This is a genomic window from Natrialba hulunbeirensis JCM 10989, from assembly GCF_000337575.1.
Lineage (GTDB): Archaea > Halobacteriota > Halobacteria > Halobacteriales > Natrialbaceae > Natrialba > Natrialba hulunbeirensis.
Genome location: NZ_AOIM01000012.1, coordinates 113561 through 135692, shown reverse-complemented (window position 1 = coordinate 135692; position 22132 = coordinate 113561). Strand labels below are relative to the sequence as shown.

19 protein-coding genes and 1 tRNA gene are annotated in these 22132 nt (G+C 62.4%); 13 read left to right on the top strand and 7 right to left on the bottom strand.

The genetic code is table 11. The features are described from left to right. Positions 1-3: 3 nt before the first annotated feature. Complete coding sequence (locus tag C483_RS03675) at positions 4-804, bottom strand: TatD family hydrolase (RefSeq protein ID WP_006652005.1); 801 nt, start codon at positions 802-804, stop codon at positions 4-6. A gap of 299 nt (positions 805-1103) precedes the next feature. Here C483_RS03675 and C483_RS03670 point away from each other — a divergent pair, with 299 nt between their 5' ends. The 8 genes from C483_RS03670 (at position 1104) to C483_RS03640 (ending at position 9328) form a co-directional block, all read left to right on the top strand. Next, positions 1104-2351 carry an inositol-3-phosphate synthase gene (locus C483_RS03670; protein WP_006652004.1) on the top strand — a complete coding sequence of 416 codons (1248 nt, stop codon included), beginning with the start codon at positions 1104-1106 and terminating at the stop codon, positions 2349-2351. Next, on the top strand, positions 2348-3814 hold the full coding sequence (locus C483_RS03665) for an alkaline phosphatase family protein (protein WP_006652003.1): 1467 nt from the start codon (positions 2348-2350) through the stop codon (positions 3812-3814). The genes C483_RS03670 and C483_RS03665 overlap by 4 nt, the downstream gene beginning before the upstream one ends. A 227-nt stretch (positions 3815-4041) precedes the next feature. Next, positions 4042-4116 (top strand) — tRNA-Glu (locus C483_RS03660). Between the two features lie 404 nt (positions 4117-4520). Continuing rightward, positions 4521-5459: a hypothetical protein gene (locus tag C483_RS03655; protein ID WP_006652002.1), complete on the top strand. Its 939-nt coding sequence runs from the start codon at positions 4521-4523 to the stop codon at positions 5457-5459. Next, positions 5456-6076: an outer membrane protein assembly factor BamB family protein gene (locus C483_RS21220; RefSeq protein WP_394295577.1), complete on the top strand. Its 621-nt coding sequence runs from the start codon at positions 5456-5458 to the stop codon at positions 6074-6076. Before C483_RS03655 ends, C483_RS21220 begins: the two co-directional genes overlap by 4 nt. Next, positions 6018-7466 (top strand): dehydrogenase, encoded by a 1449-nt coding sequence (locus C483_RS03650; RefSeq protein ID WP_394295576.1) that lies wholly within the window; start codon positions 6018-6020, stop codon positions 7464-7466. The genes C483_RS21220 and C483_RS03650 overlap by 59 nt, the downstream gene beginning before the upstream one ends. A 209-nt stretch (positions 7467-7675) precedes the next feature. Next, entirely contained in the window at positions 7676-8080 is a 405-nt protein-coding gene (gene tnpA / locus C483_RS03645; protein WP_006652001.1) for an IS200/IS605-like element ISHmu6 family transposase, read from the top strand. A 6-nt stretch (positions 8081-8086) separates the two neighbouring features. After that, a complete protein-coding gene (locus tag C483_RS03640; protein WP_006652000.1) occupies positions 8087-9328 on the top strand; it encodes an RNA-guided endonuclease InsQ/TnpB family protein in 1242 nt (413 codons plus the stop codon). Between the two features lie 171 nt (positions 9329-9499). On the opposite strand, the gene C483_RS03635 is transcribed toward C483_RS03640, so the two are convergent. Together C483_RS03635 and C483_RS03630 are read right to left on the bottom strand one after the other, a co-directional pair. After that, positions 9500-11764: a PQQ-dependent sugar dehydrogenase gene (locus tag C483_RS03635; protein WP_006651999.1), complete on the bottom strand. Its 2265-nt coding sequence runs from the start codon at positions 11762-11764 to the stop codon at positions 9500-9502. Positions 11765-12333: 569 nt separating this feature from the next. Then, on the bottom strand, positions 12334-12714 hold the full coding sequence (locus C483_RS03630) for a hypothetical protein (protein WP_006651998.1): 381 nt from the start codon (positions 12712-12714) through the stop codon (positions 12334-12336). A 222-nt stretch (positions 12715-12936) separates the two neighbouring features. Here C483_RS03630 and C483_RS03625 point away from each other — a divergent pair, with 222 nt between their 5' ends. Next, positions 12937-13164 carry a DUF5795 family protein gene (locus C483_RS03625; protein ID WP_006651997.1) on the top strand — a complete coding sequence of 76 codons (228 nt, stop codon included), beginning with the start codon at positions 12937-12939 and terminating at the stop codon, positions 13162-13164. Between the two features lie 110 nt (positions 13165-13274). Here C483_RS03625 and C483_RS03620 read toward each other — a convergent pair whose 3' ends face one another. Continuing rightward, the gene (locus tag C483_RS03620; RefSeq protein WP_006651996.1) at positions 13275-14156 is read right to left on the bottom strand and encodes a UbiA family prenyltransferase; all 882 of its coding nucleotides are present in this window, start codon (positions 14154-14156) and stop codon (positions 13275-13277) included. A gap of 283 nt (positions 14157-14439) precedes the next feature. Here C483_RS03620 and sucC point away from each other — a divergent pair, with 283 nt between their 5' ends. Then, the gene (gene sucC / locus C483_RS03615) at positions 14440-15591 is read left to right on the top strand and encodes an ADP-forming succinate--CoA ligase subunit beta (RefSeq protein ID WP_006651995.1); all 1152 of its coding nucleotides are present in this window, start codon (positions 14440-14442) and stop codon (positions 15589-15591) included. Continuing rightward, entirely contained in the window at positions 15591-16463 is an 873-nt protein-coding gene (sucD, locus tag C483_RS03610; RefSeq protein WP_006651994.1) for a succinate--CoA ligase subunit alpha, read from the top strand. The genes sucC and sucD overlap by 1 nt, the downstream gene beginning before the upstream one ends. An 83-nt stretch (positions 16464-16546) precedes the next feature. On the opposite strand, the gene C483_RS03605 is transcribed toward sucD, so the two are convergent. The 3 genes from C483_RS03605 to C483_RS03595 all read right to left on the bottom strand — a co-directional run bounded on the left by C483_RS03605 (position 16547) and on the right by C483_RS03595 (position 19230). Continuing rightward, complete coding sequence (locus C483_RS03605) at positions 16547-17539, bottom strand: DNA-methyltransferase (protein WP_006651993.1); 993 nt, start codon at positions 17537-17539, stop codon at positions 16547-16549. Positions 17540-17725: 186 nt separating this feature from the next. Continuing rightward, on the bottom strand, positions 17726-18016 hold the full coding sequence (locus tag C483_RS03600; RefSeq protein ID WP_049912408.1) for a hypothetical protein: 291 nt from the start codon (positions 18014-18016) through the stop codon (positions 17726-17728). Between the two features lie 335 nt (positions 18017-18351). Beyond that, on the bottom strand, positions 18352-19230 hold the full coding sequence (locus C483_RS03595) for a hypothetical protein (protein ID WP_006651991.1): 879 nt from the start codon (positions 19228-19230) through the stop codon (positions 18352-18354). A gap of 264 nt (positions 19231-19494) precedes the next feature. Here C483_RS03595 and rbcL point away from each other — a divergent pair, with 264 nt between their 5' ends. Further along, entirely contained in the window at positions 19495-20745 is a 1251-nt protein-coding gene (gene rbcL, locus C483_RS03590) for a type III ribulose-bisphosphate carboxylase (RefSeq protein ID WP_006651990.1), read from the top strand. Positions 20746-20829: 84 nt separating this feature from the next. Further along, positions 20830-22065, top strand: coding sequence for an aminotransferase class I/II-fold pyridoxal phosphate-dependent enzyme (locus tag C483_RS03585; protein ID WP_006651989.1), 1236 nt, complete (start codon positions 20830-20832; stop codon positions 22063-22065). Positions 22066-22132: the final 67 nt, after the last annotated feature.

The following is a 22132-nucleotide window of genomic DNA, read 5'->3' as shown; positions in this document are numbered from 1 at the left end:
AGATTAAGCCTCGTAGTCGAAGTTCGGCGACTGGTCGAAGAACTCGTAGGGGTTCTCGAAGACTACTTTGCGGACCTCCTCGCGGTCCCAGCCGCGGTCTAACATCTTGTCGCGTGCCTTGGGAACCGCAAGCGGGTCGGACGGGTCCCAGTCAGCGGCGCTGTTGAAGATCATGTTGTCGGTGCCGTACTCTTCTAGCAGGTCGATCGCGGCGTCGGCTTCGATCTTGCCGGGATAGAGGGTGAAACCGATCCAGCAGTCAGTCTGTGCGGCGATGTCGATCGTGTTCTCAGTGTTGTGGTCGATGATGATCCGGTCCTGGGTGACGCCCATCTCCTCGATGATCTCGGCGATACGTTCGGTGCCGGCCGGCTTGTCGGTGTGGGGCGTGTGGACGATGACGGGCAGTTCGCGATCCTCGGCGATCTCGAGTTGCTCACGGAAGGCCCACTCCTCGTCGTCGGTGACCTGGTCGAAACCGATCTCACCGACGCCGACCACTGGATCGCGGTCGAGATACTCCGGAATGCGTTCGAGGACCTCCTCGGCCATCTCCCGGTAGTTCGCCTCCTTGGGCTCGAGGCCGATCGTCACGTAGTGGTCCATGTTCGCCGTCCGCTCGGCCCGGTCGGTCTCGTGTTCAATGATCTGCTCGAAGTAATCGAAGAACGCGCCCGCGTGCTGTTTGTCCTGTCCGCTCCAGAATGCCGGCTCGATACAGCACTCGATGCCTGCGCGTCGCGCCCGCTTGTAGTCGTCGGCCGCGCGCGACACCATGTGCATGTGGGGGTCGATAATGCGCATGCCCCGGAGTACGGCAATCGTTCGCTTTTGGAATGCCGGTTGTTCACGCGGCTAATCTCATATTGTGCCTGAACGACGGTCGTCCGACTCGCGGGGAATGTCGCGTTAGTCTCGGCCAAACACGTGTTACGCGTGCTACGACGGGCATAACAAAAGCCGTCCCGGACGGATGGCTTCCGGATGAGTGAACACGCGCAGACGCCCGCGACGACCCCTGGCGCGATCGCGCGACAGTCGAGGCCGAGCGCTCCGAGCGCCGACGGCCTCCACCAACCTATCCACTGCGCTCGTGATGGCCGATGAGCGCTGACTCGCCTCACGCAGCCGACTCGACCGACTCGCTCGCCGGAGATCGGACCGGCGTCTGGCTCGTCGGCGCGCGTGGAAACGTCGCGACGATGGCCATCGTCGGCGCACGGGCCATCGCCGCCGGACACACAGATACGACCGGCATGGTCACCGAGCGCGAGCCAGTCTCGGCACTCGAGTTACCACCCGTCGAGGAATTCGTCTTCGGTGGGCACGACATCGATCCGACCTCGCTCGTCGAGCAGGCTGAACGCCAGTGCGAGCGAAACGGCGTTCCCGACGAGGCAACCCTCACGGGCGTCCGCGACGACCTCGCTGCCGTCGACGAGCGTATCGAAGTCGGGACGGCGATCAACTGCGGGGCTGCGGTGACCGACGAGAGCGAACAGCTCGACGAATCGCTCTCGATGCGGACCGTTCTCGGCCAGATCCGCGACGACTACGAATCGTTCCACAGCGCACACGATCTCGACCGGCTCGTCGTCGTCAACGTCGCGTCCACGGAGCCGGAACTCCCCACAGCCGACCAGTACGACACCCGCGACGCACTGGAAGAGGCACTCGACAACGACGACCGTGACCTGCCCGCAAGCGTTCTCTACGCCTACGCCGCTATCGACGCCGGCCATCCCTTCGTCAACTTCACGCCGAGCACGGGCAACGCACTCGGTGGGATGCAGGAACTCGCTGCCGACCGCGGCGTCCCCCACGTCGGCCGCGACGCCAAAACCGGTGAAACGCTCGTCAAATCCGCACTCGCACCCATGTTCGCCGGCCGGAACCTGAACGTCCTCTCCTGGGAGGGTCACAACATCCTCGGAAACAAGGACGGCCTCGTCCTCGAGGACGAGCAAAACGCCGCCGGTAAACTCGCGAGCAAGGGCGACGTACTCGAGTCGATCCTTCCGGAGATCGGTCACAATCGGGTCCGAATCGACTACACGCCGTCGCTCGCGGACTGGAAGACGGCCTGGGACTACATCCACTTCGAGGGCTTTCTGAACACCGAAATGACGATGCAGTTCACCTGGGAGGGATCGGACTCGGCGCTGGCCGCGCCGCTCGTGCTCGATCTGGTTCGGTTGATTTCACACGCCGACGAGTACGGCGATGGTGGTCTCCAGCCCCAGCTCGCCTCGTTCTTCAAGGCCCCGCTCGGGGTCGACGAACACGACTTCTCGAAGCAGTTGCACTGGCTGTACGACTACGCGAGACGCCACAGCGATACTGACGCATGACTGACCACACCGAAAGCCACGACACCGCCAGTACCGACAGCACCGGACGCGACGCACTCGAGTTCGACTCCGCAACGATCGACTCCACAGGTCGACTCATCGTCCTCGATGTCGTCGGACTCCAGCCCCAGCACATCGACGCCGAGCGGACGCCGACGCTGCACTCGCTCTTTCCGGACGTGCGCGTGACGGACCTTCGACCGCCATTTCCCGCACTGACGGTGCCAGCGCAGACGACCCTCGCGACCGGAACCGGTCCGAGCGAGCACGGCGATGTCTCTAGCGGTGAGTTCGACCGCGAGCGCCGGGCCGCCGAGTTCTGGGAGCGCGACCGTGCGGATCGGAATCGTATCTGGGAGACTGCGAGCGGGGCCGGGTTGACGACCGGCGTGTTATTCTTCCAGCACCTGATCGGGACGACCGCCGACGTGGCCGTGACGCCCTCGCCCATCGAGGACGAGGACAACAACCTGATCGAAATGAACTGCTGGACGAACCCCGACGGGTTCTACGACGACCTCCAGGCGGAGTACGCCCACTTCCCGCTGCACAACTACTGGGGACCCGGCGCGAACGAGGAGGGCAGCCAGTGGATCCTCGCCGCAGCGCGTGAGGCAGTCGAGCGCTTCGACCCCGACCTGCTCTGGGTGTACGTCCCCCATCTGGACTACGTTGGCCAGAGCGACGGCCCGAGTTCCGACGCGTTCGACACGGAACTCGAGACGGTCGACGAGATGCTCGGAGAGTTTCTCGACTTCCTCTCGGAGACCGACCGGTGGGAGGAGACCGCTATCAATCTCTTGAGCGAGTACGGCTTCCACGACGTAGAGCAGCCAGTATTCCCAAATCGGGCGCTTCGCGAGGCGGGGCTTCTCGAGACGGACGCGGACGGTGACGCCGACATTCCAAACTCCGCGGCGTTCGCGATGGTGGATCATCAGATCGCGCACGTCTACGCGGGCGGGAAGACAGCAGACCGGAGGACAGACGACGACACGAACGGCAACGCACTCGAGTCGGCCCGCAACCTGCTCGCCGACCTCGACGGCGTCGCCACCATCATCGACGACGCCGAGAAGGCCAAGTGGGGGATCGACCACCCGAACGCGGGTGACTTCGTCCTCGTCGCGGAGCCGGAGGCCTGGTTCCAGTACTACTGGTGGACGGACCACGACAACGCACCGCCGTACGCCACCGACATGGACATCCACGACAAGCCCGGCTTCGACCCCTGTGAACTGTTCTTCGGCGACGACGGACTCGTTTCGCTCGATCCAACGAAAGTAAGCGGTTCTCACGGCCGCGTCGACGAATCCGCCTACGGCTGTTACGCCCTGGGCGGCCCCGCCGCACGCGATGTCGATCTCAGTGGCGTCGACGCCATCGACGCGACGGCCGTGGCCCCGACGATCGAGTCGGTACTCGAACTCGAGTACGGGACGCTCGATCAGAGAGCGGAGTGAGCCAGGAGACCGTGAGGCGATTGGGTGGAGTTGCCAAGGCGAGAGAAGAGTGACCGACGGATGGGGTGTAGTGAGATCGTGCCTCGAACGCTCAGGTGGCTGAAATCGGGCGTATGTGGACGTTGGAATAGCGCGCACTCGCTGTGTACGTCAGCACGTGCCACGACGGGAACGGAACGGAACGTTTTTTATTAACCCTCGGCAAGCAGAGAGTGCGTACGAGACACGCTCCGTTGGTGTAGTCCGGCCAATCATTTCGGCCTTTCGAGCCGATGACCTGGGTTCAAATCCCAGACGGAGCATTTTTCCGAACGTAGTGAGCAAAAAGCGCACGCTCTGGGATTTGAATTCTGTACGTCACAACTGCGAACGGAACGACTCTTGAACGTCAGAGTGGCGGACCCAGACAGTGGCTGGAGCGAGTTCCCTCGTCGCTCGTTCATCCCGGGTTGTGCACTGACCGGGTGTCATCCTAACACGTAATTATTGCAGGGGAACTCGAGTAACTCCTGTTGTACGATTCGACCTGCTGTAGCGACGTTTCGACGACGGGGAGTGGCTCGGCTAATACGTCATTAGGCACTGAAACCGGAGATAGTACGACTGTAATTTGGTAACGTTTCTCTGGCGGTGCCGAGAAACCTCTCACAGAAGCCGAAACTGTGGAAACAGCTAATTGCTGGTCTGTCACGCGTTCTCTTGTGTCATGGCATACGGTACAGATCCAAGAGAGCGGTATAGTTACGGCGAGGTCAGCGACGACGAACGCCGCGAGTTCCTGAAGGCACTCGGTGTCATCGCCGGCGGGACGATCGCGGGAGCGACGTTACATGACCTCAGAGCGGAGGTATCGAGCGGCACAGCAAGTGGGCTGGCCGAAATGGGACAGGGTATTCGTGACGGGCTTACAGGCTCGCTCGACGCCACGCTGTTGAGCAACCAACTCGGTGCGTTGACGGCGTCCTTCGAGCAACTCCCCGAACTCGAAGCGATGGGGGTTCCCGAAGCCGGGTCCGAGGCGTATCAGGCACTCACTGAACCGGCCTGGACGATTAACGAGCACCTGGCGGATGTCGGCTTCTTCGCGAGCGCAGAGCAGACGCTGCCGGCGTTCACACCGGAACACATCGAGGCAACAACGCGGCAGTTGCTCCACCTTGATGCGCTGCCGGCCACGCTGGCAGAAGTCGGCTTCGCCGAACAGGAGCAGGCAGCGCTCGTGACGAACATCGTCAATGCACGCGAACAGCTCTCGTGGTGGATGCCGACGGAGGCGTACCCGCCGGCGGAGGCGCTCGACGACGGCGTCGTCTACGACTACGTCGCACCACTCCACCAGCGGGCCGCTGAGGGGTCGTTGCTGTGGATCGACGGCCTCGATCACTACCTCTGGACGAACGAGGTGCTGGTCACCGCGGAGATGATCGACCGCGGGCTCTGGGACATCAAGTCCATGCTCGGCGGCTACTACCTCATGGGCTCCGCCGCACACGATCTCGCGGAGGGTTCCATCGCAGACGAACACCTCTCGACCCTAATCAGCGGCAGCAGCGCGATCATGATCATCGGCCAGGAGTTCCTGCTCGACGACGTGATCCGAATCACCGACGACAAGCGTGCCCCAGCTGGGGTGACCAGCCAATGACGTTCGACTCACACCTCGAAGAACTCCCAGAAGACGCGCCGTGGCACGAGATGCCCGGCGAATCCAACGTCGAACAGTACGATACAGACCAGATTCCGGAAGTCGACATCACCGAATCCGACATCCGCGAGTCCGGACAGAACCCCGAGAACTGGCTCGTTTTCGGTAACAACTACGAGGGCCACCGCCACACGACAGCAGACCAGATCACGCCGGAGAACGTCGACCAACTCGAGTTCGAGTACGTACTCGAGTTGGGTGCGCCGGAGAACGACTTCCAGGGGTCGCCGCTCGTAGTGCAAGGTGATCCGCCGATCATCTACCAGACGATCGGACCGGACAGGCTGTATGCGATTAACGGCCGCACCGGGGAGATTCTGTGGCGCAACGTCTACGAGAACGCCGATGGGACATCGGCCGAGACGCCGCCGGCAGAGCGTGGACCGGCGGTGCTCGGTGATATGATCTACAAGAGCACGCTGGATCTCGGCGTGCTTGCGATGGATCGCTATACCGGTGAGCCGGAATGGTACTACAACGGTGCAGCGGCGTATNGATATGATCTACAAGAGCACGCTGGATCTCGGCGTGCTTGCGATGGATCGCTATACCGGTGAGCCGGAATGGTACTACAACGGTGCAGCGGCGTATCGCGGCGAGGTCGCCGACACCGACGTTGGGATGCACGAGGAACTGCGCTGGGAGCGTTCGCGCGGGACGACGTCGTCGTTCCCGCCGATGATCTGTGATGGCGTTCTGATGAAGGGAAGCTTCGGCGGTGAGTTCGGTGTCAGCGGGTTCTTCGACGGGATCAACGTCGAGGACGGGTCGCCGGAGTGGCGGGTGAATATGACGCCCGAGCACGAGTGGGTCGGCGACTCCTGGATGCACGGCGGCGGGACGGCCTGGGCGGCGTCGAACCTCGATCCGGAGAGCGGGACGATCATCATCCCGTCCGCGAACCCCGGACCCTGGTATGGAACCGTTCGGCCGGGATTCAACCCCTACACGGCAGGAAAGGTTGCGGTCGACATCCAGACGGGCGAGTACGAGTGGCACTATCAGGACGCGCCACACGACTGGTGGGACTACGACTCGCCGAGTCCGGCGCTGGTCTTCGAAGAGGAACACAACGGCGAGCCGACGCGGTTTGCGGCGTGGCCCGGCAAAACCGGCTGGGTCTACACGGTCAACATGGAGACCGGACAGCTCCACCAGCGCAGTGAGGAGTACGTCCAGCACCACAACATGTGGTCGCTGCCACCGTACGAGGATCTGGAGGATGCGCCGTGGATTATGCCGGAACTCCGCGGCGGCACGAACCCACAGACCAGTTCCTTCGACCCAGTTTCGCGGACGATGGTCGTCAAGGGCGTGAACCACCCGATGAAGTTCTCCTGGTTCGAGGTTGAGTACGAGCCTGGTGAGGTCTACATCGGCATGGACACGATCAGACAGGATCGGGTGCCCGGCGAGGAAGAGGAGATCGACGAACCGGATATCGAGACGCCGCGCGAGGAAATCGTCGAAGTCGAAGAGGATGTCGAGGATGAGGAAGAGGATGTGGAAACAGTCGATGAGGATGAGGAAGACGACGAAGAGGAAGAAGAAGAGGAAGAGGAGGAAGAAATCGAAGAAATGGAAGAAGAAGAGGTTCCGTTCTGGAACCAAAACGGCGGCGTGCTCGCCGGTATCGATCCGTTCACCGGCGAAGTGAAGTGGCAGCAGTGGTACAGCTGGCAGCAGACCCCGCCGTGGGGCGGTTCGATGACCACGGCGACTGGGATCACCTTCGCCGGCGACGGCCGTGACCTGTTCACGGCGTTCGACACAGAGACCGGCGAAGAACTGGCCGAGTGGAACGTTGGTGCCGCCGTCTCCGGTGCACCGATCAGCTGGTACGACCCCGGCGAAGAGAAACAATACGTCGCCGCACCTGCAGGCGGTGAACGTGAGGACTGGACCGAGCCGGGGAACCGGTTCGCTGTCCTCTCGCTGCAGCGCTGAGGACAGGCCATCGATTTTTCGGTGAGATATATTTTAGCTGAATTGAGGCGCTAAGCCCCCTTCCTCAGCGAGCGCCGACCGAATGGGAGGCGCGAGCAGGGAGGGGATACAGCGCCGCACAGTTCTCATACACGATTCAGTGGCAGGCCCACAGGCCCACGCAATAGCAATGTTTTTTCAGTAGGGTGTCATAGTATTGACCGAACCCAATGGAGTACGACCTCGACTCGGGAGCGCACTCGACGTATTCTCTGCACTACCACCTGATACTCACCACGAAGTATCGGCGCGGAGTGCTAACTGAGGAGCGAACCCAATTCATTCACGAGGTCATCAGCGGGTTCACGGACAACTACGGTGTCGAACTGACAAACCTCGACGGCGAGGACGACCACGTACACATCCTCTTCCGAGCGAAACCAACCACGGACCTCGTGAAGTTCATCAACACGGTCAAGGGCGCGACCGCCCGCCGTATCCGCAACGAGTACGCAGATGAACTGAAGACCGAACTGTGGGGCGACTCGTTCTGGAACGACTCGTACTGCCTCATCTCGACGGGGCAGGTATCGCTGGATGTGTTGAAACAGTACGTCGAGAACCAACGCGAGTAGAGCGTCATGTACTACGCCTACAAGTACCGTCTCAAGCCGTCCGACGCCCACCGTGAGGAGTTGGACCGCCACCGAGACATTTGTAGGCAACTGTACAACCATACGCTCTACCGTCTCAACGAGTACCAAGACGAACACGACGAACTGCCGTCCATGACCACGCTTCGGTCGGAACTCCCCGACCTCAAGAAGTGGTGGGACGGCCTTTCGGACGTGTACTCGAAGGTTCTCCAAACCGTCGTGGAACGCCTGTTCGACAACCTCAAAGGCCTCTCCAAACTCAAGGAGAACGGCTACGGCGTCGGTCAACTCACGTGGAAGCCGCCACGGGAGTTCCGTAGTTTCACGTACAGTCAGTCTGGCTTCAAGCTTGACAAGAAGGGCGGTCAGACTGTCCTGTCCCTCTCGAAACTCGCGGACATACCGATACGGCTTCACCGCGCCATCCCCGACAACGCCAAACTCAAGCAGGTCACAGTCAAGAAGGAACCGACGGGCGAATGGTTCGCCACGTTCGGCGTCGAAATGGATCGTGAGCCACCCGAACCGCCTGAGAATCCCGAGAAGTGCGTCGGTATCGACGTGGGGATTCTCAAGTACGCCCACGACACCGACGGCACCACCGTCGGGTCGCTCGACCTCTCGGACGAACGCGAACGCTTGGAGCGCGAGCAACGAAAACTCTCGCGCAAACAGCACGGGTCGAACAACTACGAGAAGCAACGGCGGCGAGTCGCGGAGTGTCACGCCGACCTCCGTCGGAAGCGCCGGGACTTCCTGCACAAACTCTCGAACTATTACGCTCGGGAATACGATCTCGTGGCGGTCGAAGATCTGAACGTGAAGGGGATGATGGAGTCACCATCGAACAGCCGCAACACGGCGTCTGCCGCGTGGCGAACGTTCCTCTCGCTGCTCGAATACAAGTGCGAGCGCGAGGGGACGCACTTCGTCGCGGTCAACCCAAGAGGGACGACCAAGGAGTGTGCGTCCTGCGGCGTTTCGACGGAGAAGCCGTTGTGGGTCCGTGAACATTCCTGTCCCGCCTGCGGGTTTGAGGCGGACAGGGACGCGAACGCAGCGTGGAACATCCTTTCTCGCGGCCTCGAAGACGTAGGAGTGGGACACTCCGAAAGAACGCCTGTGGAGACTGCGCTCCCTGCGCATACACCTGTATCTGCAAAGCGCGTCGTGGAAGCAGGAAGCCCTACCCTCAAGGAGCGAACGGCCTCAGCCGTGAGCGAGTAGGGTAGTTCACGTCGGACGTGACTCTCCTGGTCACGGACCACGAGTCAATACCCGAATTCGCACTCCTGTCCGTACGCGTACGCGGTTCTTCCCTCTCTTGCCGTCGAAAAATAGCTCGAAAACGTCGATCGAATCAGGGGAGAACTGACGAACTCCCGTTCTAGGGCCCCGTCAGTTACCCTCGTCCTCGTCTTCGTCTTCGTCGCCGTTTACAACGTCCTCACCGTTTGGCTCGTCTTCGTCGTCTTCGATATCGTCGTCGACCTCGACGTCATCTTCCTCGTCGTCCATCTCATCGTCGTCCTCGTCCACGACTTCTTCCTCGTCGTCGACACCCTCGTCGTCGACACCCTCGTCGTCAGCAGGCACGATACGGCTGACGAATCCTTCGCCCTCGATCGTCGGCGTGTCAGAGGTAAGGACATAGACCTCGCCGTCGGCGTCGCGGCCGAAGGCGTAGACGAGCTGTTCCATCATGCCGTCACCCGCGACTTCGCCGTCGCCTTCGACGGTGAGTTCTTCGATGTCCCAGAGGTCGACCTCGTCCGGCGGGTGGTACTGTTCGAGTCCGTCTTCGTCGGTCCCGTTCTCGTCGGTCTCGTTCTCGTCGTCGGCATCTTCACCCTCGGGATCGACGGGCTCGAAGTCCTCTCCGTTTTCGTCGTCCGCAGCATCGTCATCCGTTCCGTTCTCGACCTCGTCGTCATCGTCCTCGACGCCGTTATCGTTCTCGTCATCGAGGGCTGCGTCGTCCTCGTCGTCGAGACCGTTTTCACCGTTTGGCCATCCGTCTGGCGGGTGGGCGATGAACATCCGGCCGGGACCTTCGCCATCCCAACTCCAGTCACCGAAGACGTAGGCGTTCTCGAGGTCGTCGATCTCGCCGGCCTCATACATCGTGCCGCCGATGATCGCAGTGCCGATGCGGTCGCGCTCGCCGTTGTCGGTTTCGGCCCCGCGTTCGGCGTCTTCCTCGTCACCGTTCTCGTCATCCCCGTTGGCCTCGTCGCCGTACCGCCCCATATCGACTTCCTGTGGGTATTCGATGACGGGGCCGAGTAGCGGTTCGCCGGCGCGTGGCTCGGGGAGATCGTCCGAGACGCTGTCCGGACAATCTTCCGGCGGCTCTTCGGGCGTCTCTGGGTCGAAACAGTGGGTCCCCTCCCAGACGTTCCAGCCGTAGTTGCCGCCTTCCTCGACGTGATTGATGATCTCGAACAGCGCCTGCCCGACGTCCGCGGCGAGCAGTTCGCCGTTCTCGAAGGACATTCCCCACGGGTTACGCAGCCCCCAGGCCCAGTACTCCGGCAGGTTCTCCTCGGAGTCGACGAGCGGGTTGTCGTCGGGAATGCCGTAGTTTCGCTCCTCGTCGCCGTCGTCGTCGACATCGAGCCGGAGAATACCGCCGAGCAGGTTATGCTCGGTGTCCTGTCCGTTGCCGCCTTCGATTTCCGGATACCAGTCGTCGACGTGTCCCTCGTCGCTGTCACCGGCACCACCACCGTCACCTGTCGAAACGTAGAGACAGTCATCAGGCCCGAACGCGATCGGACCCGCGTTGTGGTTGAACTGTGGCTGTGGGATCTCGAGAAGGATTTCCTCGGAATCGGGATCTGCTTCCGTGTTGTCGTCGTCGGCCGTCTCGAACTGTGCGAGTGTATCGAGGTGGTCGACGACTTCCGGCACTTCCGCACCGGGTGCGCCGTACTCTGGCTCCTCACCCGGCGCGCTGTACCGGGCATAGAATCGGCCGTTCTCCTCGAAGTTCGGGTGGAAGGCAAGACCGAGCAGGCCGCGCTCGTCGAAGTCACCTTCGAGTTCGACCATCCGATCTTCGATGTCGAGGAACGGCTCCTCCTCGAGTCCGTCCTCGCCGTGGACGTAGACCTGGCCGGTCTGATCGACGATGAATCGGCGGTCGGTTTCCTCCTCTGCGAACTGCAAGTCGATGGGCGCGTTCAGGCCGTCGGCGACGGTTTCGAGGCCGACGGTTGGACCGTCGCCGATGATGAAGTCCGGTTCGTCTTCGACATCTTCTTCCTCGCCGTTGGCGTCGTCGACGAGTTCGATATCCCCGCGCATGGACTGGGGATGGGGCGCACAGTAGTACTCGGCCATCCCTTCTTCGGCGGTGAACTCGACTTCCTGGGTCTCGCCCGTGCCCGAGACGACATCCGTTTCGACGAAGTTCTCCTCGCCCTCCTCGTCCTCGATGACGAAGTTGTGTCCGGCTCCGTCCTCGTTCTCCCAGATGAGGGTGTACTCCTCGCCCTCAACGAGTTCGAGCGTCGGATTGCGCTCGTCTGCGATGTCGTCGGGGGAGCTTCCGATCCAGCCGCTGGTTCGGCCCAGCAGTTCTATCTGGTTGTTTTCACCGTCCTGTGCGAGTGCCGTTGTCGCAAATCCTGAAACAGACGCAAGTGCGGTCGCCTGCATCAGGAGCCGCCTGGATACTGTGTGTGATCGGTCGGAATGGTGTGCTGTCATTGTGTGTACCTGTCACCGTAGTGTGCGTTCGCTTGGATAGCGCTGGTATCGCACTATCGACACGCTCTGTGCCGGATAGCGACGTGTCCTCGTTGGACAATAAACCGGCTCGATCGTTCCCCTACTAATCTCGACTTGTCTGAATTTCGAACGAGAAACACGCATTTAGCACCGAGTAATGACTGTTTCTACTGGATCGAGAGCCGCTCTCTCCGGCAGTGGGCCTCCTACTCCGTCGAATCTAGTCGCAACCCGTGACTGTGATCGTAACCATATTTTGTGTGCCCGAATTGCAACCTCGATTATAGCCGGAGCTGTCGACTTTCTGGAATCTGTGCAGTGCTCTCTGCAAGTGTACAGACCGCGGTCAAATCTGGTTGAATCCTGCGTCGTTCCGGAGGATTGCCGCTCACCATCGCTGACGTGTCTCCCGCGGACACTGTACTATCGTACTTCAGAACCGAGACCGCTCCCGTGTCTCTTGCGATAGCGAGGGTACTGGCCGAACCGCACCGGGTTCAGTTGTCGATTCCGGGGCGCTGGAACGTCGTCTCGCTCTCGGTTTCGGTCCCGGTCCCGGTCTTGGTCTTGTTCCCGGTCTCTGCGCCAACCTCTGTTCGGTCTGTGGCTGTTTCGACCGCATGCTCGAGTTCCGGTGCGGCAAGAATCTCGTTTCGCGTTGGCTCCGTGGCTCGCCAGAAGTAGTACGTATCCGCACAGCCCGCAATCAAGTCCGAAAGCGGCTGCTCGTCGTCGTGGACGACGGATACGAGATCACCGGTCACTGCGACGAGGACCGCATCCGTTGGCTTGTGCAGTTCCTCGCGGAGCTCTGTGACCGTACAGTCACACGGCAGTTCCAGATGAACGCCGTCGACGGTCGCCCAGTGTGTCTCCATGCGGTCACAGACGGTCGATGGGACTTATACCGTTGTGCACGCAGTGACAGGCAGCGGTCAGTAGTCGTCTCTTACCACCGAAACGCACATATTTGGCGGCGAATCCTCGCCATCTCCTCACCGGCCGTCGGAATCTCGGCGGTCTCGCTCGCAGCGATAGATCACTTACACAGTTCAGACGCGCTGAAAACGCTTAGGAGTGTCGCGCTCACATAGGTAGTCGTGAGCGAAAATCGCGTCGTTCAGGGTCGAATGGTGACCGCACAGACGCTTGCAGAACTGATCGAAGACGACTCCGTTATGGAGGCTGAGCAAATCTCCGAGGCCGAGACGGACTGTCCCGAGTGTAGTGGGAACGTCCTCGAGGTTGGCTACATGCCGTCGGTGACGGAGTTCGTAACGGGACAAAAGTGCCAGGACTGCGACTGGGCAGCGACAGATCGGAACTGAGCCACTGTTTTTCTGCAGACGCTCCACTCGAGTACACGGTCAGATAAGCGTACACGGTCCGATGAGCACTCGAGTACACGCCTCTTAGGGGACCCGGTCCGAACGCATAGTCACCAGACGAGCAGCTCGAACACACCGACGACGGCAGCGAGAAAAATGTGTTCGCCGTCGACGATGAAACCGTAGTATAGCGGTCCGTACTCCGGTTCAGCGAACGGAATGTACGCCCCAACGTAGGCGTTCATCGCGAGCACGACCAGGAACCGACTCGAGAGCACCCCGCTTAGCACGAGTGCGACGACGACTGCAGCGATCACGATATTCGCGCCCTGCGCTCCGATGCGAGTCCAACGCGGCCCGAAGACGTTCGGCACGGTCGCAATCCCCTCCTCGCGGTCCCCCGTGATGTCCTTGAGGTCGAAGATGACGGCTGCGACGGTGATCATCGCAGTGACGTAGGCTGCCAGAAACAGGACCTCGACGGTCCAGAGCTGCTGATAGTAGTAGCCCACCCCAAGAGGCAACAGTCCCCAGGCCAGGCCGACGACGATGTTTTTTATCAAAAATACTTGCTTCAGGCCACTCGAGTACGCCGCGGCGACGAGCAGCGGGATGAGCATGTAGCCGGCGCCTGGAACGCCGGCGGCGACGGCGGCGACGATCGCGAGCAGGTACAGTCCAGCGCCGACTGCGAGCCAGAGCCGGCCGTATCGGCGCGTTAGCGCCGCCCGGTCGGGCATGTTTGCTTCGTCCTCCGCGAGGTCGGTGAGTCGGTTGACGGTGTAGACGAACATCGTCACCGCGAAGACGATGAACAGCGGCAGCGCCTCGATGGGAAGGCCGACGAGCAGCGCCGTCGTCACGACGACGCTCATCGTCGCCAGCGAGATGAAGAGGTTGCTGTGGACGAGTAACTCGAGTGCGCGCGTGAGCGACGAGCGCCAGCGGTCGACGCTGTCGGTGTCGGTGTCAGTGGGGGTCGAGGTGGTCACGGGTGCCCTTCGCCGGGAGTGGCGGGTGTGGGTTGGTGGGGTGGGGCTGTCGTCGGATCGGACGCCGTCGCCCGAGGAATCGATGTCGACACTGCCGAGACAGCTGGTGTGAACACGGAGTACGTTTGGGTCCGTCGGGAGTCAAACCCTTCGGTCCGCGGTCTGTGTGGGCTGGTGCTGCCGTGTGCCCGAGACAGTCGTGGTCCACGTAACAGGCAGATATCACGCCGCGAGTGGAAACTAACAGGATTTAAGCAAGGTCAGAACGGCCGTTCGAATGGCTATGAAACTGCACGAGTACCAGGCGAAGCAGGTCTTCGCCGACGCCGGCGTCCCCACGCCGTCGTCCCAACTCGCCTCTGACGTCGACGGTGTACTGACCGCGGCCGAGGAGATCGGGTATCCAGTCGCAGTCAAGGCGCAGGTACAGGTCGGCGGCCGCGGCAAGGCCGGCGGGATCGAACTCGTCGAGAACGAGGAGGAGGCCCGTGAGGCCGCCGAATCCATCATTGGTATGGACCTCAAGGGCTACCACGTCGGACAGGTTCTCGTCGAGGAAGCGGTCGACTTCACCGACGAACTCTACGTCGGCATCACGATGGACCGCGGCGAGGGCAAGCCCGTCGCCATGGTCTCGACGAAGGGCGGTGTCAACATCGAGGAGGTCGCCGAGGAGGACCCCGACGCGATCGCCCGCGAGCATATCGACCCCGCGTTCGGCATGCATCCCTTCCAGGCCCGCAAGGCCGTCTACGACGCCGGCGTCGACAAGAGCGTCGCCAACGACGTCGCGAGCGTTCTCACCACCCTCTACGATCTCTGGGAGAGCCGCGACGGCTCCGACACCGAAATCAACCCGCTGATGGTCACGGCTGAGGACGACGTCATCGCAGCCGACGCCGTCATGAACATCGACGAAGACGCCCTCTTCCGCCAGCCCGAGTTAGCGGAAATGGAAGAAGAAGCCGCAAGCGGCGGCGACGAACTCGAGCAGAAGGCAGACGAGTACGGCTTCGACTACGTCCGACTCGAGGGCAACGTCGGTATCATCGGCAACGGTGCCGGTCTCGTGATGACCACGCTCGACCTCGTCGACTACTACGGCGGCGAGCCAGCGAACTTCTTGGACGTCGGCGGTGGCGCGAAGGCAGCCCGCATCGCGAACGCGCTTGATATGGTCTTCTCCGACGACAACGTCGACAGCGTCGTCTTCAACATCTTCGGCGGCATCACCCGCGGCGACGAGGTCGCCAAGGGGATCAACGAGGCACTCGAGCAGTTCGACGAAATCCCGAAGCCGGTCGTCGTCCGTCTCGCCGGCACTAACTGGGAGGAAGGCATGGAGATTCTGAACGAAGACCTCGTGACTGTCGAACAGACACTCGAGGACGCGGTCGAGCGTACCGTCGCGTACGCCGAGGAGGTGAACGAATAATGAGTGTGCTAGTCGACGACGACACGCGCGTCGTGGTACAGGGAATTACGGGCGGGGAAGGCAAGTTCCACGCCGAACAGATGATGGAGTACGGCACCAACGTCGTCGCCGGTGCGGTTCCCGGCAAGGGCGGTCAGGAGGCCGCCGGCGTGCCGGTCTACGACACGGTCCACGAGGCCGTCGAGGAGGAGAACGCCGACACCTCGGTCATCTTCGTCCCGCCGGCGTTCGCGGGCGATGCCATCTTCGAGGCACTCGACTCCGACCTCGATCTCGCCGTCGCGATCACGGAGGGCATCCCGACCCAGGACATGGCGAAGGTCAACAAGCGTCTCTCGGAAACCGACACCCGACTCGTCGGCCCGAACTGCCCCGGCCTCATTACGCCCGGCGAGGCAAAGCTCGGTATTCTCCCCGGCAACATCTTCTCCGAGGGGAAGGTCGGTCTCGTCTCGCGCTCCGGGACGTTGACCTACCAGGTCGTTGACAACCTGACCAACCGCGGCATCGGGCAGACCACTGCCATCGGTATCGGCGGCGACCCGATCATCGGCACCGACTTCGTCGACGCACTCGAACTCTTCGAGAACGACGACGAGACGGAAGCCATCGTCATGTGCGGCGAGATCGGCGGCGAAGACGAAGAAGAGGCAGCGGCGTTCATCGACGAGCACGTCGACACGCCGGTCGCTGGCTTCATCGCCGGCCGTACGGCACCGCCAGGAAAGCGTATGGGCCACGCCGGCGCAATCGTCTCCGGCTCCGGGACCGGCACCGCAGAGAGCAAGATCTCGGCACTGAACGACGCCGGCGTCCCCGTCGGCGACACGCCGGAAGAAGTCGCAGACCACATCGAAGAGTTCCTCGCCTGAGCGCGGGCACACGCTCCGTTTTGCGGTTTTCGTGTTCTGCCGTCCCGTTCGACTCGCGTCCGCGAGTCTGGACGCCACTCTGGCTACCGAAACGTCTCCACCGACACGTTCCGATAATTCGTCAGCGTCCCCCGCTCGCGTTCGACCCGTCGCTTCGCGATTTCGAAGTAGTCCTCCTCGAGTTCGACCGAAATCGAGTCCCGGCCACAGCGGGTCGCGCCGACGGCCGTCGAGCCGGAGCCGGCGAACGGGTCGAGGACGGTGTCGCGGACGAACGAGAACATGCGGATGAGCCGTTCGGCGAGCGATGCGGGGTAGGGCGCGGGGTGGTCGGTCTGTGCTTCGCCGGTGATGTCGGTCCAGAGCTGGCGGAACATCGTCTGGTGGCGGTCGGCCTCGATTAAGCTCAGGATGCGCTCTGCGACAGTCGGCGAGCGGTAGTCGCCGGGTTTGCGAAAGAGCAGGATGTACTCGATATCGTTTTTGATGACGGCACCGGGTTCGTACGGTTTGCCGAGAAAGCGCGCGTTGCCCCCGGCTTCGAGACTCGAGTTGCCGATCTTGTACCAGATGATCGGCGCGAGGTTGTCGAAGCCGATGTCGGTACAGCGCTCCTGAATGGTGGCGTGCAGCGGGAGCACGCGGTGGCGGCCGTGGTCGCTTCGCGAGCGAAGTACGTCGCCGACGACGATGCACATACGGCCGCCGGGGACGAGCTTCTCGTAGCACTGTTCCCAGACACGGTCGATCTCGTCGTTGAACGCCTCGTACCCCCCGATATCTCCCAACTGATCCTCGCCGCCGGTGCCGTTCTCGTAGTCTTTGATATCGAAGTACGGCGGCGAGGTAACGACGAGTTCGATGCTCTCGTCGGGCACCATCGACAGATCCCGCGCGTCGCCGCGGTGGAGTTCGTGATGTGACGGGAGCGCGTTGACGGCCTGGTCTACCTCCCCCATTCGTCCCCTGTCCCGCGCGAGTTCGGGGAGTGCAGACTTCAGCTCCCCGTCAGTGTGCTCGAGCAGGTCCGCGCAGCTGTCGGGGACGAACTCCCGCAAATCCACGTCTGTACTCATTAGCTACCAATGGAGACCCACCCCGTGTCAAAGCTGCGTTTGTGCTCGTCTGCGACCACCGCGCTCGTTGCTCGTTCGGCGCTCGCTTGTCGCTCGTTCGGCGCTCGCTCGTCAACGCCTCGTCCGCCGTCAAAACAGAGTTGCGGGTTCAGTCACCCGAATTCGATCTTGGGTACTATTGCTGGTCTATGCTGACACGAGTTCGCGACGGCCGATGACCAGTCCCGCAATAAATGCGAGCACGACGACACCGATCACGAACCCATCGACGACACCGAATCCGCTGTAGGGTGAGGACGTCGCAAACAGGCGCGTCACCTGCATCAGCGCGACGACGAGGAACGCCAGACCGAACAGCGACGAGGTTGCAACCCAGGCGCCGCGTCGCACCGCCGTCACCGACTCGCTCGCATCAGTGATGCTCTGTTCTGTGGGCTCTTCCGGTGGGTGAGGCGTCGTGCGGTATTCTTTCCCCATGGTAACACGCGCCATCCCTGCGCTTAAAGGTGTATTCGGTCCTCGCTCTAGATGTCAACTGATAGCAGTTATCAGTCACAGCCCGCTCACGGTACTGCCGCCCACACCGATTGCAGTTGGTGCTACCGCCACACAGCGGTTGCAGTTGTTCGGTTCACATCCGACTTCCCATGGTGGAAGCGATTTCGAAGGAGTCGAGCTAACCGACGCTGGCAGCCACCGCGGCGAGAATTAGATATCTCAGTTCGAGATTTTGCTCTGCTACTGCTGCCAGTGAACCGTAGTAGTGGGGAACTCGAGTAGCGATGCGTGTTCGTGCTAGAACTCGATAGCGATCAGAAGAGATTGCCGACGGTGGCGCGGAGGCGGGCGACGACGCCATCGGTGTCTGTGTCGTCGGTAGCGTCGGTGTCGGCGTCAGCGTCGTCTGTCTCAGTATCGGCGGCTCGATCGGGGCCAGCGTCGGCATCGGCATCGGCGTCAGGATCGGTATCTGCAGATTCGTCGACAACACGCTCGTCGCCCGTCTCGTCGGCACCGCGGTCCGTGATCGGACCGTCGTCGACGACTCGCGGGGAGTCAGCAGGCGCGTCGGCAGCGTCGGCGTGTGCATCGACCGATTCGTCCGTGGCAGGTGCGTCAGTTGCTGTCTCGGCTCCGCCCACTGTTCCCGTCTCGGATTCTAATTCAGCGTCCGCGTCTTCGTCTTCGGCTTCGGCTTCGGCTTCGTCTCCCGCCGACGCATCCGTCTCGACCCAGAGGAACTCCTGTGCTTTTGTCCGTCCTGTGAGCAACAGCTTCTCGAGTTCCTCCTCATCTGCGAGGAGGTCCTCGATGTCGTCGTCGGGGTGCTCATCAGGCTCTTCGTCGGCGGTCGCGATGATATCGTCCGGGCTGTCGTCGTCGAGTACGTCGTCGACGGCAGACTCGTCGTCGCCTTTGAGCTGGCCGAAGACGGAAGCTGCGGTCTGGTCGGCGACGCCGTCGCTGGTCCCAGTGGTGGTGTCAGTGCTGGTTTCGCCGGCGCTGTCGGTCTCCTCGGCCGTCGCTGTTCCATCGTCGCCGGTCTCACTGTCGTGTCGTCTGGTCTCGTCCTCATCGACTGCCGGCTCATCGAACACGTCGTCGGTCATCTCACCGAAGAGATCCGTCCCGTGCCCGCCGACGTCGACGCCGCCATCCCCCGCGTTGTCGTCGATCGTACTATCGGTCATGCACGCTCACATTCTCAATGTATTATAACAGCTAATTAATTTTTGCAATTTTTCCTGTCACGTTCGAGATGAGACGTACCGTATTAGTGTACTGGCCGCTAACGCCCAGATTGCGACAGACAGGTGGACGAATGGTCACTTTCTGCCGATTCATCCCGTCTCGGGGTGTGGGACGGGAGTAATGGGTCGTCTCCGGTAGCTGACTTCAGTCAGCGAAATCCGCGCAAACACTATTAGTCACCGCGATGAATGTCAAGGACTACCATGACTGGCATCGAGTACGACGATTTCCTCGACCGCGAGTACGACCCCGATTCGACTGACCTCGTCTGTACCTTCACCATCGACCCAGCCGAGGACATGTCGATGGAAGCCGCCGCGAGCCGCGTCGCCTCGGAGTCCTCAAACGGCACCTGGGCCGCCTTGCACGTCGACGAGGACGAACTGACCCATCTCGGCGCGGTCGCCTGCGGAATCGACGGCGACGAGATCACCGTTGCCTATCCCGCGGAACTGTTCGAGGCGGGCAGCATGCCACAGATCCTCTCCTGTATCGCGGGGAACATCATGGGCATGAAGGCCGTCGACGCGATCCGACTCGAGGACTGCGAGTGGCCCGGGTCGATTACGTCGGGGTTCCCCGGCCCGCAGTTCGGCACAAGCGTTGCGCGCGAGAAACTCGACGCGGGCGACCGGCCGATTCTGGCCACCGTCCCGAAACCCAAAGTGGGTCTCTCGACGGACGCTCACGTCCGCGTCGGCGAAGAGGCCTGGCGCGGTGGCGTCGACCTGCTGAAGGACGACGAGAACCTCACCGACCAGGAGTTCAACCCGTTCGAGGACCGCCTCGCGGAGAGCCTCGCCGCTCGTGACCGCGTTGAGGAGGACGTCGGCGAGCGAAAGGACTACCTCGTGAACGTCACCGCGGAGACGAACGAGATGGTAGAGCGCGTCGACCTCGTGGCCGAACACGGCGGGGGCTTCGTGATGGTCGACATCATCACCTGTGGCTGGTCGGCCGTCCAGAGCGTCCGCGACCGATGTGAGAAACACGGACTCGCGATTCACGCCCACCGGGCCATGCACGCCGCCTTCGATCGCATGGACCACCACGGCGTCTCGATGCGTGTCATCGCGCAAATCGCCCGACTCTGCGGCGTCGACCACATCCACACCGGCACCGCCGGCCTCGGCAAACTCGCAAACGAGGACACGCCGGGGATCAACGACTGGCTCCACGGCGACTGCCACGGGCTGGACCCCGTCCTCCCCGTCGCCTCCGGCGGCCTCCACCCCGGCGTCGTCGACCGACTCATCGACGCGCTCGGCACCGATATCTGCATCCAGGCCGGCGGCGGCATCCACGGCCACCCCGACGGCACCCACGCCGGCGCGAAAGCACTTCGACAGGCCACCGACGCGAGTCTCGAGGGCGTCCCACTCGAGGAGTACGCGCAGGACCACGCCGAACTGAGGACTGCACTCCAGAAGTGGGGGAGCGAAACGCCGCGATAACTCCCAACGCGCCCCGTCGTGCCAACTTCCTTATGAAAACGGAACCGTGAGAGTAAAACCACGCCACGGACTCCCTTCAGGCGAATGGAAGACTGCGACCGCGGGTTCGACCTCGAGGGCCGACTGGGGACACTCGAGGAACGCGCGCAAAAACGGACGCTCTCTCCCGTCGATCGGGTCGCCGAGCGTGGGTACTTCGCAGACGCCGCCGGCGGCGACCTGCCGGTACTCGACGCCGACGAGGCGCTCGTTTTCTCCTCGAACAACTATCTCGGGCTGACAGACGACCAGCAGGTGCAAGACGCCGCGCGACAGGCCGCCGCCACCGTCGGTACTGGTGCCGGTGCGAGCCGCATTATCACCGGCGACACCATGGTCCACCACGATCTGGAGCGCCTGCTCGCCGAAACCAAGGGCACCGAGCGCGCGCTCGCGTTCTCCTCCGGCTACGCCGCGAACGTCGGCACGATCACCGCACTCGAGCCGGACGTCATCTTCTCCGACGAACGCAACCACGCGAGCCTCATCGACGGCTGCCGACTCGCCGACTGTGAGACCGTCGTCTACGACCACTGCGATCCGGCGAGTCTGCGTGATGCACTCGAGTCCCGTGCCGCAGCCGACGCCAGCACGGGAACGGACGCGGACGGCGAGGACGAGTCCTGGCTCATCGTGACCGACACGGTCTTTAGCGTCGACGGTACCGTCGCCCCGCTCTCGGCACTCTGTGACCTCGCCGAGGAGTTCGGCGCGTGGGTGATGGTCGACGAGGCCCACGCGACGGGGCTCTACGTGGACGGCGGCGGCGTCGTGCAGGCGGAGGGACTCGAGGACCGGGTTCACATCCAGATGGGTACCCTCTCGAAGGCGCTGGCGAGCCAAGGCGGCTACGTCGCCGGCAGCGACGCGCTCATCGAGAGTCTGCTCAACGAGGCCCGCTCGTTCGCCTTCTCGACGGGACTCGCGCCGACGGCAGCCGCGGCCGCGAGCGAGGCGCTCCATCTTGCACGTCACAGCGAGGCGCGCGAACAGCTCTGGGAGAACGTCGCGCATCTCCGAGACGGACTCGAGACGATGGGATTCTCGATCCCGGGTGAGTCTCAGATTCTCCCGGTTGTCGTCGGCGACCAGCGAGATGCGCTCGCGTTCGCGGACGGGCTTCGCGCCCGCGAGATCGTCGTCCCACCGATTCGGCCGCCAGCGGTACCTGAGGGCGAGAGTCGGCTTCGTGTCGCACCCATCGCGACACACGACCGCGACGACATTATCACGTGTCTGGAGGCGTTCCGGACGGTCGGCTCTGAACTCGGTGTATTGTAGCGGCCGTTCGATGTGTTGGCTGGCCTTGGTCTCGCTTCCGCTCAGCGTCTGTTCTACGTGAGACTCG